The organism is Flagellimonas aquimarina (assembly GCF_003149745.1).
Classification (GTDB): Bacteria; Bacteroidota; Bacteroidia; order Flavobacteriales; family Flavobacteriaceae; genus Flagellimonas; species Flagellimonas aquimarina.
Map to the genome: position 1 here is coordinate 646,376 of NZ_QGEG01000001.1, position 12,745 is coordinate 659,120.

Here is a 12,745-nt window from a genome sequence, read left to right on the forward strand (position 1 = left end):
CCATTCAAACTAATTTCTGCGCTTCTGTACCTTTGAAGTAAATAATTTATATCTTTTGAGTGCAAACAATTCCCACCCATGAAAACTTTATCAAAACAAATTGTCGCTGCTATCGCTCTAACAACTGCAATCTCTTGTGGTGAAAAGAAAAAAGAAGCTGATACTCTGGTCCACGAAAAACCGAATATCATCTTCATCATGTCTGACGATCATGCCTACCAAGCAATAAGCACCTATAGTGATCATTTGATAGAGACCCCAAACATTGACCGGATTGGCAAAGAAGGTATCGTCTTTACCAATGCTTCCGTAACCAACTCTATTTGCGCTCCATCGCGAGCTACTATTTTAACAGGGAAACACACGCACATTAACGGAAAGGTTGATAACCAAATGCCTTTTGATACCACTCAAGTTACCTTTCCACAGATTTTTCAGCAGGCAGGTTACCAAACGGCAATGTTTGGAAAACTGCACTTTGGAAACAACCCCAAAGGTGTGGATGATTTTATGATTTTGCCCGGACAAGGAAATTATATCAACCCGGATTTTATTACGAAAACTGGAGACACCACCAGAATTGAGGGCTATGTTACCGATGTTATTACAGACTTGACCTTAAATTGGTTGGACAAAAAAAGAGATACTCTAAAACCCTTCATGCTGATGTATCTGCATAAAGCACCGCATAGACCTTGGTGGCCAAGACCGGATAAGTTCAAAGAATTTTTAGGTAAAACATTTCCTGAACCAGCTTCATTATTCGATGATTATAAAAACAGAGGTACAGCAGCCAAAACAGCAGAAATGAACTTGCTTTACGACATGATGTATAGTCATGATAGTAAAATTCGCCCCGAAACCATTGCACGAATGAAGAATGTGACCCCAGATGTGAGAGAGTATCCTGGTGGATGGGAGAATCCTTATGTAAACAGGATAAACGAGGAACAAAAAGCATTGTATGAGCCTATCTTGGATGAAATCAACAAAGATTTTGAAGAAAACTGGCCCTCAAAGACAGATGAAGAAAAAATGCGATGGAAATACCAGCGCTATATGCAAGACTATCTAGCGTGCATCTCTTCTGTGGATGATAATGTTGGGCGTCTGTTGGAATATTTGGATGAGAGCAAATTATCTGACAATACTATGGTTGTGTACACTTCCGATCAAGGTTTTTACCTGGGTGAGCATGGTTGGTTTGACAAACGTTTTATTTATGATGAGTCTTTTAAGACTCCGTTGTTGATTCGATGGCCAAATAGGATTGAACCAGGAATAACCAGTGAAGAAATGGTGCAAAACTTAGACTTTGCCCAGACATTTTTAGAGGCTGCACAAATTGAAGCCCCCGAAGACATGCAGGGTGAAAGCTTAATGCCTTTATTAACGTCCAATAACGCGGATTGGACAAGAGATGCGGTGTATTATCATTATTATGAATATCCCGCAGTACATCAGGTAAAAAGACATTATGGGATAGTGACCATTGATTACAAGTTGGCACATTTTTATTATGATGTGGATGAATGGGAGCTTTACGATCGCAAAAAAGACCCGCAAGAAATGAACAATGTGTATGATGACCCTGCTTATGCGGATGTGGTGACAGAGTTAAAGAAAAAATTGGAAGAGCTACGTGTTCAATACAAAGACTCAGACGAATTGAATCAGCAGTATATCGATATTCACCATGCAAACAGCATTGATTCTCCTTTAAATAAAAAGGGCTAATGCCCTTTCCCCTTTACTGGAACTTTTACAAAACAAAAAAGCCACTTCTAAAGAGGTGGCTTTTTTTATAAGTTCTATAAAGCTTAATTGTTCAATGCTTCCGCACCACCAACAATCTCAAGGATTTCATTAGTAATGGCAGCTTGTCTCGCTTTGTTATATGTCAATTTTAATTGATCTCTAAGCTCGGTTGCATTATCTGTTGCTTTGTGCATAGCAGTCATACGTGCACCATGTTCACTAGCAAAAGAATCACGAACAGCTTTGTACAATTGCGTTTTTAATGATTTTGGAATCAATTGTTCCACAATCTCAGGTTTAGAAGGCTCAAAAATATAATCAGCAGCACCAGAGGTATCTCCTTCAACAGGAACAATAGGCAAAAACTGCTCTGACATCACTATTTGAGTGGCGGCATTTTTGAACTTATTGTAAACCAATTCAATTCTATCGTAATTACCTTCGGTAAAATGATTCATTAAATCTTGGGCAATTAAAGCAACGTTATCAAAGCTTAACTCATCAAAAACTTGACTGTGATTAGCAATTACATTGCCTTTCTTTCCAAGGATATCATTTCCCCTTTTCCCAATAGCCAAGAAATCAACCTGCTTTCCAGCATAAGTGTCCTCAAGCAAGACAGTGGATTGCTTAATAATATTGGTGTTGAATGCGCCACATAATCCACGGTTAGATGTAATGGCTACAACCAATACTTTATTAACTGCTCTATTATCGGCAAACTTACTTCCTTCGTCGCCATCTAAACTTGCACTAAGATTTTGCAATAACTCAGTAAGCTTATTTGCATAAGGACGCATCGCGGTAATAGCATCTTGAGCTTTTTTCAACTTAGCGGCAGAAACCATTTTCATGGCACTGGTAATCTGCATTGTTGAAGATACCGAAGCTATCCTATTTCTTATTTCTTTTAGATTCGCCATTTATATTTGGGCTTAAGCTCTATACTTTCCTGAAAGATCCTTGCAAACAGCGGTCAATGTCTCTGTAACCTCATCTGTCAATTTTCCTGCCTTTAAGGTGTCCAATACACCTCTATGTTTGGCATTCATAAATTCAATAAAGTCTCTTTCAAATTCTTTTATCTTGTCAACTGGAACATCTCTTAAAAGGTTTTTAGAACCTGCGAAGATAATTGCTACTTGGTCTTCAACTGTAAAAGGATCGTTTTGCGCTTGTTTCAAAATCTCAACGTTTCTACGTCCTTTTTCAATTACGTTCAATGTAGCGGCGTCCAAATCAGAACCAAACTTGGCAAAGGCTTCCAATTCACGGAATTGGGCTTGATCAAGTTTCAAAGTACCAGCTACTTTTTTCATGGATTTAATCTGAGCATTACCCCCAACACGAGATACTGAAATACCCACGTTAATTGCTGGTCTTACACCTTGGTTGAATAAATCTTGCTCTAGGAATATCTGCCCATCCGTAATAGAAATTACGTTTGTAGGAATATATGCAGAAACGTCACCCGCCTGAGTTTCAATGATTGGAAGGGCAGTTAAAGAACCGCCACCTTTTACCATTGGTTTCAAAACATCAGGAAGGTCATTCATGTCTTTTGCAATAGTGTCATCATTGATCACTTTTGCGGAACGCTCCAATAATCTTGAGTGAAGGTAAAAAACATCACCAGGATATGCCTCACGTCCTGGAGGTCTTCTTAACAAAAGGGATACCTCGCGATAAGCAACCGCTTGTTTTGATAAATCATCATAGATAATCAAAGCTGGTCTACCCGTATCTCTAAAGTATTCTCCTATAGCAGCACCTGCAAACGGAGCATAAACCTGCATTGGAGCAGGATCGGATGCGTTTGCCGCAACTATCGTTGTATATGCCAATGCGCCTTTATCCTCCAAAACTTGAGCAATAGCAGCAACGGTAGAAGCTTTTTGTCCTATGGCAACATAGATACAATATACAGGCTCACCTGCATCGTAAAATTCTTTTTGATTCAAAATGGTGTCAATACAAACCGTGGTCTTCCCTGTTTGACGGTCACCAATTACCAATTCACGTTGACCTCTACCTACAGGAATCATTGCATCAATTGCCTTGATACCCGTTTGTAACGGCTCGGTTACTGGCTCACGGAAGATAACTCCAGGAGCTTTACGCTCTAGAGGCATTTCAAAAGTTTCGCCTGAAATAGGACCTTTACCATCGATAGGAACACCTAAAGTATTTACCACACGACCAACGATACCTTCACCAACATTGATAGAAGCAATTGTCTGTGTTCTTTTTACAACAGAACCTTCTTTCACATCACGTGAAGGGCTCAATAGTACAACACCAACGTTATCTTCTTCCAAGTTCAAAACGATACCTTTCAGTCCGCCTTCAAACTCAACTAATTCTCCGTATTGCACATTAGATAAACCGTATACACGGGCGATACCATCCCCCACCTGCAATACTGTACCTACTTCGTCCAAAGAAGCGGTAGCTTCGAATCCTGATAATTGTTTCTTTAAAATTGCTGATACTTCAGCGGCTTTTACTCCTGCCATTTTTATAGACTATTTGTAAATTCTCTTTTTAATCCGTTCAATTTGTTTGTTACGCTGGCATCATATTGCAAATCCCCAACGCGAAGCACAAATCCTCCTATGATACTTTCGTCAACTTTGTTTTCTATAGTGACCTCATTTTTGGTCATTTTAGCAACCTCAGCCAATATTTTCTTTTCAAGGTCTCTTGTTAAAGGAACTGCTGTGGTAACATAGGCAATGTCTTCTCCCTTTAATTGTTCATGGAGAATAATATATTTCAACGCTACTTCCTGCAACAATGAAATTCTCTTATTATCTGTTAAAGTGCTTATAAGCCCTTTGGTAATTTCTTGGGAACCCTTGAAGATTTCGTGCAACGAACTCTTTTTTGCCTCACCTTTTACAACTGGGCTTTCTAAAAGATTTTGAAGCTCCATATTTTCTGTGATTACAGCTGCTATTTCTCGCATATCTTTTTCAACGGCATCTGCCGCTTTCTTTTCGATAGCGAAATCTAAGGTTGCTTTTGCGTAGCGTATGGCTGCCCTGCTCTCGTTCATCTCTTCTTAGTTCAATTTAATGTCGCCCAACATGTCATCTACCAACTTCAACTGTTTTTTCTTGTCAGACAATTCACCCTTGATTATTTTTTCTGCAATATCAACAGATAAATTGGCTACTTGAGCTTTTATATCAGCAACGGCAGCATTCTTTTCACTTTCAATGGTTGCCTGTGCTTGCTTTACCATTTTATCACCTTCTACCTGAGCTTGGTCTTTGGCATCGGCAACGATTTTATCTTTGATCTCGCGAGCTTCTTTAAGCATGGCCTCTCTTTCGGCTCTTGCTTCTTTTAAAAGTTTCTCGCTATCTGCAGTAACATTCTGCATTTCTTTTTTGGCATCTTCCGCTGCATCCAATGCATTTTTGATACCATCTTCACGATCATTTACAGCTTTTAGGATAGGTTTCCATGCAAACTTCCACATGAGGAACAACAACAGTCCAAACAACAAAGTCTGCCAGAAAAACAATCCTACTGAAAACTCTTCCAATAACTTTTCCATAATCTATGCTTTAATACTTTTAATTTAAACTAAGCAAAAGCTGCAACCAACCGTTACAGCTTTTACTTTAGAATTTTTGATTATACCGCAAATAATGCAGCAAAACCAATTCCTTCAATCAACGCTGCTGCAATCAACATCGCTGTTTGGATTTTTCCGTAAGCTTCAGGCTGACGTGCTATGGCATCCATTGCAGAACCACCGATTCTACCAATACCAAGACCAACACCAATAACTACTAAACCTGCACCTACCATTACTGGAATTTCCATATCTATCTAGTTTAAAAATTAAAATTCAATTTTAGGTTCCCACACATCAACAAGCTCAGTGCGATACTACTTTTATTAATGGGCAATTTCTGCCTCATGTTCATGGTCATGCTCATGTTCTTCGGAAGCAAATCCAAAATACAGAGCGGACAACATGGTGAAAATATATGCTTGTAGCAATGCTACCAATACTTCAATCAATGAAATGGCAAAAGCTAGTCCAAATGACAATGGACTACCCAACCAACTTTTAAAAATGAACATCAACCCAATCAAACTCATCAAAACAATATGTCCTGCTTGCATGTTTGCATACAAACGAATCAATAATGAGAATGGCTTAATGATCAGTCCCAGTAATTCAATAGGAACCAAAATAATATATAAAGGTATTTTACCATACCAAGGCAATGATTTTCCTAGGGGATCAAATTGGTGCATCCAATAATCTTTTGTCCCTGTGAAATTGGTGATCAAAAAGGTCATGATCGCCAAAGAAACCGTTATGGCTATATTCCCTGTAACGTTAATTCCCAATGGGGTCAATCCAAACATGTTCAAAAACCAAATGAAGAAAAATATGGTCAACAAAAATGGCATGTATTTTCTATAACGCTTCTCTCCAATATTAGGTCTTGCGATATCATCCCTTATATAAAGTACTATTGGCTCAAAGAAACGACCGGCACCTGTTGGTACACCGTTGTTCTTTGCGTAAGACCTTGCCAAGCTCGTAAACAACCACAACATCAACAATCCTGTAACGATGATCATCACAACATTCTTGGTAATTGAAAAATCCAAAGGCTTTACATTGGTTGCATGATGATTCTCATCATAGTGGATAGTGCCCTGAGCATCCGTTTTGTAGATTTTACTGTGGTACAGCTTGTAATGGCTGCCCTCTACCTCAGCTAATGTTTCTCCATGGTGAAATTTTGAAGAAGAAAAAACCTTTAATCCATCATCCCATAAGATAACAGGCAATGGAAAACCAACATACTTGTGCTCTCCATTTTCCTTGGTATAAGAAAACAATGAAAAATCATGTGCATCCTGAAGGTGATGGGAGATATATTCCTTAATTTCTGTCTTAAGGTCCTTACCGTGTTCGCTGGCCTCTTTTTCCGTATCACTTGCAAAAGTGAACTGACCTAAAAATAGTGCTACTACGAGAAGAAATCTAGTCAAAGTGTTTTTTTGCATTTCGCTCAAAATATCGGTCTCTCAAAATCGGTGCAAATGTAAGTCTTTCTTACAAAAAGAAAAAAGCTTTCAAACTTTTATTTTTGAGGATTTTGAGGGCTCAATTATTTGCTGGAATCTTCTAGGTTTTTGAGCATTTTTGAAGTAAAAAAAGTCTCTAAAAAAAGACAGGCCAAATAGGGAACAAAAAAGGATGCAAATTCTAAACTGGACATATCACCATCACTTTTGTAGGTAGGGTAAAACAAAAGGAAAAAAAAGATGAATTTAAGAAAGCTTCCCCCCATAAATAAAAACCCTATCTGGTTTTTAAGTTTCTCCCTAAACCTATACAGCAGCAGAAAAATAATGGCTGCCAAAAGTGCATTTACAACATAGGAGCGAATAACAAGATTATCGAAAAGAGGTAAATCTTTGCTGGAAAGAATAAGTATGTGAACTCCAAAAGAAACCAACAGCACAAGGGCTAGAAGGAAGAAGAATTGGGTTGGTAAATTTAGTTTTGACATCAATATTTAATACGTTTCAACTGCTGCAAAACTACCCAAATTGAAATTGCCACTCCTAATAAAGTGGCAATTACCGTGAATATATTTTTCTCATTTTGATAATGGGCGTCCAACCATTTTCCTCCTTTAACGGCCAAAAAGATGATAGCTCCCATTTCAAACGCAATACCGGAAAGCATTGCGGCATTCTTAAAATTGTTTTTCTTCTTAGGAGACTTTTGCTGGTTCATTGGTCTTTGTGGACTGTAATCTTTGCGTAGGTGCAGAGGCGGCTGGTGTAGCTCCTTTGCCCATGGTGCAAGCTGCATTAAATGTTGCGCCTGGTTCAACGGCCAATTTGGAAACACTAACAGTACCTTCAATAAGAGCAGAAGCTTTTAATGAAAGGAGGTCCTTGACCATAAGCTCACCATTGAATTTTCCTTCTATATCTGCATTTACGCATTCTACCTTTCCGTTAATGTAGCCATCTTTGCCAATGACAACCTTTCCAGATGTCTTTACATTACCTTCCAATTTCCCGTCGATTCTAAAATCGGCTTCGGATGTAATATTTCCTTTGATCTTCGTGTTCTTCTCAATTCTGTTGGGTTGTCCTCCAAGTTCTGTCATAGGGCGTGGTTTTTTGTTGTCAGAAAACATTGTGTTCTAGGGTTTTGGGGTTAAAATATGTTCTTTATAAGTTCCTAAATTCTTATGGACCTGTATAATCTTGTAATTATCGGATAAAACTACAAAATTCTCATCTTTGATACGGTAGTCCTTGTTCTTTTTTATGAGTTCGGCATAGCCAAGTGCAAAGTCTTTAGATTTGAAACCGTGCACCACAACAAACTGATCTTCTAAGTTATAGATATCTTTGGACACGATATTTTTATACTTCAAATCCTTAATGACTCCTTCTAATCTCTCTTTAAGTTTCAACGCTTTTTCATTGTCCTTTATTTTAAAAGGAAAGACAACTTTCCAATTGCCCGCTCCCGTGGAGCCAATTTCTGGAGAAAATTCTTTTGCCTCCAACTTTGGAAGTTGATCGGCAACCATTTGTTCTGCTTTCTTCCCTTCAGGGTTGTTGGGGTAAGTTAGCGCAACATAGTTCAGTGCTTCTTTAAAGGATTCAAAACCTTGAAGACGACCAATTGCATTTGCTTTCAACATTTCAAATTTTGGAACTATTGGGTCTCCTGTAAACCTGTTGATGTACTCTTGGGATTTTGTTATGACCTGAAGGTATTCCTGTTCCTTGTAAAGCTTGAACAAAGACGCATACCTTGCATCTGGACTATCTGTATTTCCTTCAAGAATTGCCTGCGGGTTCAAAAGGATTTCCGCGTAGCGTGTATCTGAGTGGTTGGTTATGATATCTTGTCTCATATTTGAAGCCAAAGGGCTTCCAGTTTCTTCGTAAATTTTGTACAAGTTGTATTTTGACGGTAAAATCAATCGCTCCTCAGGGTTGGAAACCAAAACACGCTCCAGTTTTCCGGCAGCCAATAGGTTATCCTTGAACTTCTCTTTATAGATCAGACCCAATTGGTAGTTGGCAAAATTTCTCTCGGTTTTTAAACTGTCTATTACCGTGACATCAGTTGGAACTTGCTCTAAGTAAAAATCCAGCGAATATTTTTGTTCGTCCGTAATCTCATCTGCAGGCAGGCCATTGGCTAAAATTTCTTCTCCCGTAGCTTCCGAAGGCAAGGCTCTATTTTTATTGCTCCATCTCCAATCATCTTCCAGCACACGCTCACCCCATCGAGTTTTAAAATCATTTTTTCCGTACCCCAAACTGGTGATATTGTAAAAATAAAACTTGCCCTTATTTTCCTTTCCCCCTTTTGATTCGGAAAATGCGGCAAAGCCGGCAGTAGTCCTTTTTAACTCTTTTTCAGCGGCAGCTTCATCTTCCCGTTTTAATTCTGCAATATAATCCTCAAAATAGGCTTTGCGTTCCGCTTCTGGCATATCATAAACAGTAATTACGCTGTCTGCATACTGCACGATATCTTCATATTTGATTACATCTTCAAGGTTGTCCAATTTCTTTTTTATGCTGCGATATTTCCTTGTGTTATCCGTAAGGTTGGTCAAGGTACTGTCATAATATGCTCCTGCAACTTTGTATTTGTCCTTATCAAAATTGTAATCTGCCAAACTTTGATAGTTCAAAGCGTTTAGTTTCCTTTCCCTATTATTTGCCTTAAGGGATTTGTTGTAATATGCTATTGCTAGACTATCAGATTGGTTGGCTAAATGAAACTGCGCTATCTCCCTGTAAATTTTGTCTAAAAAAGGCCTGTTTTCCCTATTCTCTTCTAAATCTGTCAGGTATTCCAATAACTCCTCTCTATTAGAATCCGTGATTTCTGTATTCTGAATTTTCTTTAAATGGGAATTGATCATATAGACCCTTGGGGATCTACGATTGAGTGCAATGACCTTATCAAATGCGTAATTGGCACTGTCTTTATGCCCCATTTGGTTGTACAGTTGCCCTATTATGAACAAGTATCTTCCCTTTTCTGGATTCTTCTTGGTGTAGCCCTGCGCAATTTTTAATTTTTGAATAGCGGTATCAGCGGCCTTTAGGTTAATATAACATTGTGCCAGCACAGCATTGGCGTCTGCGTATTCTTGATCTTTTAGGGTTTCAAATTTAAAAAGCCGTCTTAAGTTTTTGATTGCCAACTCAGGGTTATCCAACCGCATATTGGTTTTTTCACGCCAAATGGTTGCCTCGTTCAACTTGTCGCTTTCAATATATTTTCTAAGGATGTAATTAAAGGATTCTAAGGCAGGGATGTAACGCTGGTCAAAATATCTTGCTTTGCCCAACAACAAAAATGCTTCATCAGTCTGGGGGTTTCGTTCTTCATCCTTAATGTCCATACTATGTCTTTGTATGGCCTTTGTGGCTTTTTCTTCGGCAATGATAAAATTGGGGTTGTTGTTTTCAGAATCCAATTTAATTTCTTCAGTTACCTCTAAGCGTTCTACCGGAAGCACTTCCCAATAATCGTCTCTGTAAGCGGAATTCAATTCTTCCCGTCCTTGCTCAAAGGCAATATTACCATTGTACAAGGTATTGTACTTGGTGTTCAGCGCATGCCAGTTGCGGTTAATGAATTTATCTTTTTTAGTGGAACACGCGTTAAAAACCAGTCCCCCTAAAATGATTGCTATAAAAAGTGTTTTCTGAAGCTTCAAAATTATTGGTAATCGTATCTAACCTTAACTAAAAAACAGCCAGATTATTATAAGGCTCATCGGTAAAATGCAATAATTTTTGCCAGTTGCACAAACATTAACAAAAAAGGCCTTCTACCAAGCAGTTGGTCTTTCAAAATTTACACGGCCGCGATTGTATTTTGTCTTGTATGCCACTGGGGATAATCCCGCGTACTTTTTAAATACGGTTCTAAATGCTTTTTGGTCTGCGTAACCTACCTGGTACATGACTTCATTTACATTTTGCTCTGTAGATTCCAGACTGCGTTTGGCCGCTTCTATTTTTACGCGTTGAATGTATTCCAAAGGAGTGTTTTGGGTAGCTTTTTTAAATCTGCGTACAAAGTTACGGCTGCTTATGGCATATTTCTGAGCTAATTTCTCCACAGATATTTTATCCTTTACATTGCTCTCAATATATTTTTGTGCTTCTTTAATTGCAACATCGTCATGGTCCTTTTGTCCTTGAAAAATGGCGAACTGGTTTTGATCCACCCTATCCATATCAATTTCAAAAAACTTTGAGATGTAGATGGCAACCCCACGCCCACAATACTTCTCTACCAAGTGCAACATTAGGTTTAAAAATGAAAACGCTCCTCCGCTGGAATAGATTCCATCTTCATCCGTCACAATTTTATTGGAAACCAGATTGACCTGTGGAAACATTTTTTGAAACATTTCCATGGCTGCCCAATGGGTAGCACATTGCTTGCCATCCACCAATCCCGTTTGCGCCAAAACAAAAGCCCCCATACACATACTGGCCACTTCTGCATTGTGTTTGTTGCGTTGGTTCAAAATCCAAGGAACAAAAGCTTGATTGTCAGCTAAATCTTCAGCCAATTTATCTGGTCTAAGCGCCGGTATTAAAATTAAATCTGTCTTTTCAATATCATGGATTGTACTATCGCAATGAATACTGAACATTCCATTATACAATGAATAATCATGTTCAAGACCCACTAAATGAGTTTCAAAAAAATCATCGCTTCTTGCCCCAGTTTGTTTTAAAAACTCATTTACCGCCATTAATACTTTAAATGGGCCCACAACATTGCTTAGGATGGCGTTTCCCTTAGGCACTAAAATACTTACATGTTTCATTCTCAACATTTTTAGCACTATAAATGTAATGGATATACATGGCACAATCAACCCTTAAAAGTGTCTTATTCACCCTTATCTTGGCTTGAAAGCCTTTTGTAGCTTTGGAATATGGAGTTTGAAAAATTCAAGGAAATCCGTGAATTATTTTGCTTGAAACACCCTGAGGTTACCGAAGGAAAAATGATGAGCTCCCCAGCGATTCACTACAAAAGCAAAGTTTTTGCTTTTTTTTCCAAAAAACATAAAATGGTCTTTAAATTGGGAAAGGACTATCATTTGGAAAAACAAGATTTTGAATTTTCTGAATTCAACCCTTTTAAAACCAAAAAACCATTGTCTGGTTGGTATGAGGTTGATTTTGAATACCATGAAAAATGGAGAGAGCTTACCAAAATTGCTCTAAATCAAATAAAAGCAAAATCATAAATGATCACTAAAACATATACTGCTTTCTTTAAAGAACTGGCCAGAAACAATAATAAAGAGTGGTTTCATGCCAACAAAAAACAATATGAGGAACAGGTGAAAGTTCCTTTTCTAAGTCTCTTGGACACTTTGTTGCACATCTTAACCGATTGGGACGATCGTATTCTTCCCGATGCTAAAAAAGCTATGTTCAGAATCAATAGGGACGTTCGTTTTTCAAAAGACAAAACGCCTTATCATACAATTTTAAAAGCTGGTTTTTCACCCAACGGAAAAAAATCCATTTTGCCAGGTTATTATTTAGGTATTGATGCCACAAGTATTCATGTTGGAGGTGGACTTTTTACGGTGAGACCTCCTGAACTTGCTTTGCTACGAAATCACATTGCAAAAAACGTGTCGGTATTCACAAAAATAATTGAGGCTTCATCGTTCACCCAAAATTTTGGTAGACTTAAAGGAGAGAAGTCAAAACGATTGGATAAAAGCTTACTTTCTTCTGCAGAAAAAACAGATTTAATCTATAACAAACAATTCTATGCCATGGCCGAATTTCCTTTGGAACCCTTTTATGGTTCCGACAGCTTATCCAATGAAATTTTGAGCCATTTTGAAGCTATTAAGCCTTTAAACACATATTTAAGTGAGGCTTTTTATTAACTTTTGAGTTTATT

At 38.1% G+C, this 12,745-nt stretch carries 14 protein-coding genes; 3 read left to right on the forward strand and 11 right to left on the reverse strand.

The window, feature by feature from the left end; translation table 11 throughout:
• Nucleotides 1–78: 78 nt before the first annotated feature.
• Complete coding sequence (locus DKG77_RS02955) at nt 79–1,737, forward strand: sulfatase family protein (protein ID WP_109660035.1); 1,659 nt, start codon at nt 79–81, stop codon at nt 1,735–1,737.
• Between the two features lie 83 nt (nt 1,738–1,820).
• Here DKG77_RS02955 and atpG read toward each other — a convergent pair whose 3' ends face one another.
• The 11 genes from atpG to DKG77_RS03010 all read right to left on the reverse strand — a co-directional run bounded on the left by atpG (nt 1,821) and on the right by DKG77_RS03010 (nt 11,642).
• The gene (atpG, locus tag DKG77_RS02960) at nt 1,821–2,681 is read right to left on the reverse strand and encodes an ATP synthase F1 subunit gamma (RefSeq protein ID WP_109660038.1); all 861 of its coding nucleotides are present in this window, start codon (nt 2,679–2,681) and stop codon (nt 1,821–1,823) included.
• Nucleotides 2,682–2,693: 12 nt separating this feature from the next.
• Nucleotides 2,694–4,274 carry a F0F1 ATP synthase subunit alpha gene (atpA, locus tag DKG77_RS02965; RefSeq protein WP_109660040.1) on the reverse strand — a complete coding sequence of 527 codons (1,581 nt, stop codon included), beginning with the start codon at nt 4,272–4,274 and terminating at the stop codon, nt 2,694–2,696.
• A gap of 2 nt (nt 4,275–4,276) precedes the next feature.
• On the reverse strand, nt 4,277–4,816 hold the full coding sequence (atpH, locus tag DKG77_RS02970) for an ATP synthase F1 subunit delta (RefSeq protein ID WP_109660042.1): 540 nt from the start codon (nt 4,814–4,816) through the stop codon (nt 4,277–4,279).
• A gap of 6 nt (nt 4,817–4,822) precedes the next feature.
• Nucleotides 4,823–5,323, reverse strand: a complete 501-nt coding sequence (locus DKG77_RS02975; protein WP_109660044.1) for a F0F1 ATP synthase subunit B — start codon at nt 5,321–5,323, stop codon at nt 4,823–4,825.
• A gap of 80 nt (nt 5,324–5,403) precedes the next feature.
• Nucleotides 5,404–5,595 carry an ATP synthase F0 subunit C gene (atpE, locus tag DKG77_RS02980; RefSeq protein WP_109660046.1) on the reverse strand — a complete coding sequence of 64 codons (192 nt, stop codon included), beginning with the start codon at nt 5,593–5,595 and terminating at the stop codon, nt 5,404–5,406.
• 75 nt (nt 5,596–5,670) lie between these two features.
• Nucleotides 5,671–6,801 carry a F0F1 ATP synthase subunit A gene (gene atpB / locus DKG77_RS02985; protein WP_109660048.1) on the reverse strand — a complete coding sequence of 377 codons (1,131 nt, stop codon included), beginning with the start codon at nt 6,799–6,801 and terminating at the stop codon, nt 5,671–5,673.
• Nucleotides 6,802–6,905: 104 nt separating this feature from the next.
• Nucleotides 6,906–7,310, reverse strand: a complete 405-nt coding sequence (locus tag DKG77_RS02990) for a DUF6168 family protein (protein WP_109660050.1) — start codon at nt 7,308–7,310, stop codon at nt 6,906–6,908.
• The gene (locus DKG77_RS02995) at nt 7,310–7,540 is read right to left on the reverse strand and encodes an AtpZ/AtpI family protein (RefSeq protein WP_097044397.1); all 231 of its coding nucleotides are present in this window, start codon (nt 7,538–7,540) and stop codon (nt 7,310–7,312) included. Before DKG77_RS02995 ends, DKG77_RS02990 begins: the two co-directional genes overlap by 1 nt.
• A complete protein-coding gene (locus tag DKG77_RS03000; protein WP_109660052.1) occupies nt 7,518–7,952 on the reverse strand; it encodes a bactofilin family protein in 435 nt (144 codons plus the stop codon). The genes DKG77_RS02995 and DKG77_RS03000 overlap by 23 nt, the downstream gene beginning before the upstream one ends.
• 6 nt (nt 7,953–7,958) lie before the next feature.
• Nucleotides 7,959–10,514, reverse strand: coding sequence for a type IX secretion system periplasmic lipoprotein PorW/SprE (gene porW, locus DKG77_RS03005; protein WP_109660054.1), 2,556 nt, complete (start codon nt 10,512–10,514; stop codon nt 7,959–7,961).
• 114 nt (nt 10,515–10,628) lie between these two features.
• A complete protein-coding gene (locus DKG77_RS03010; RefSeq protein ID WP_109660056.1) occupies nt 10,629–11,642 on the reverse strand; it encodes a GlxA family transcriptional regulator in 1,014 nt (337 codons plus the stop codon).
• A 111-nt stretch (nt 11,643–11,753) separates the two neighbouring features.
• On the opposite strand from DKG77_RS03010, the gene DKG77_RS03015 reads away from it, so the two are divergent.
• Together DKG77_RS03015 and DKG77_RS03020 are read left to right on the forward strand one after the other, a co-directional pair.
• Nucleotides 11,754–12,071, forward strand: a complete 318-nt coding sequence (locus tag DKG77_RS03015) for a hypothetical protein (RefSeq protein WP_109660057.1) — start codon at nt 11,754–11,756, stop codon at nt 12,069–12,071.
• Nucleotides 12,072–12,731, forward strand: coding sequence for a DUF2461 domain-containing protein (locus DKG77_RS03020; RefSeq protein WP_109660059.1), 660 nt, complete (start codon nt 12,072–12,074; stop codon nt 12,729–12,731).
• Nucleotides 12,732–12,745: the final 14 nt, after the last annotated feature.

Excerpts from the sequence above, each read along its gene's own strand:
- DKG77_RS02955 (WP_109660035.1), top strand. The coding sequence starts at position 79 with ATGAAAACTTTATCAAAACAAATTGTCGCTGCTATCGCTCTAACAACT.
- DKG77_RS03015 (WP_109660057.1), top strand. The coding sequence starts at position 11,754 with ATGGAGTTTGAAAAATTCAAGGAAATCCGTGAATTATTTTGCTTGAAA.
- DKG77_RS02990 (WP_109660050.1), bottom strand. The coding sequence starts at position 7,310 with ATGTCAAAACTAAATTTACCAACCCAATTCTTCTTCCTTCTAGCCCTT.
- atpH (WP_109660042.1), bottom strand. The coding sequence starts at position 4,816 with ATGAACGAGAGCAGGGCAGCCATACGCTACGCAAAAGCAACCTTAGAT.
- DKG77_RS03010 (WP_109660056.1), bottom strand. The coding sequence starts at position 11,642 with ATGAAACATGTAAGTATTTTAGTGCCTAAGGGAAACGCCATCCTAAGC.
- DKG77_RS03000 (WP_109660052.1), bottom strand. The coding sequence starts at position 7,952 with ATGTTTTCTGACAACAAAAAACCACGCCCTATGACAGAACTTGGAGGA.
- DKG77_RS02975 (WP_109660044.1), bottom strand. The coding sequence starts at position 5,323 with ATGGAAAAGTTATTGGAAGAGTTTTCAGTAGGATTGTTTTTCTGGCAG.
- DKG77_RS03020 (WP_109660059.1), top strand. The coding sequence starts at position 12,072 with ATGATCACTAAAACATATACTGCTTTCTTTAAAGAACTGGCCAGAAAC.
- DKG77_RS02995 (WP_097044397.1), bottom strand. The coding sequence starts at position 7,540 with ATGAACCAGCAAAAGTCTCCTAAGAAGAAAAACAATTTTAAGAATGCC.
- atpB (WP_109660048.1), bottom strand. The coding sequence starts at position 6,801 with ATGCAAAAAAACACTTTGACTAGATTTCTTCTCGTAGTAGCACTATTT.
- atpA (WP_109660040.1), bottom strand. The coding sequence starts at position 4,274 with ATGGCAGGAGTAAAAGCCGCTGAAGTATCAGCAATTTTAAAGAAACAA.
- atpE (WP_109660046.1), bottom strand. The coding sequence starts at position 5,595 with ATGGAAATTCCAGTAATGGTAGGTGCAGGTTTAGTAGTTATTGGTGTT.
- atpG (WP_109660038.1), bottom strand. The coding sequence starts at position 2,681 with ATGGCGAATCTAAAAGAAATAAGAAATAGGATAGCTTCGGTATCTTCA.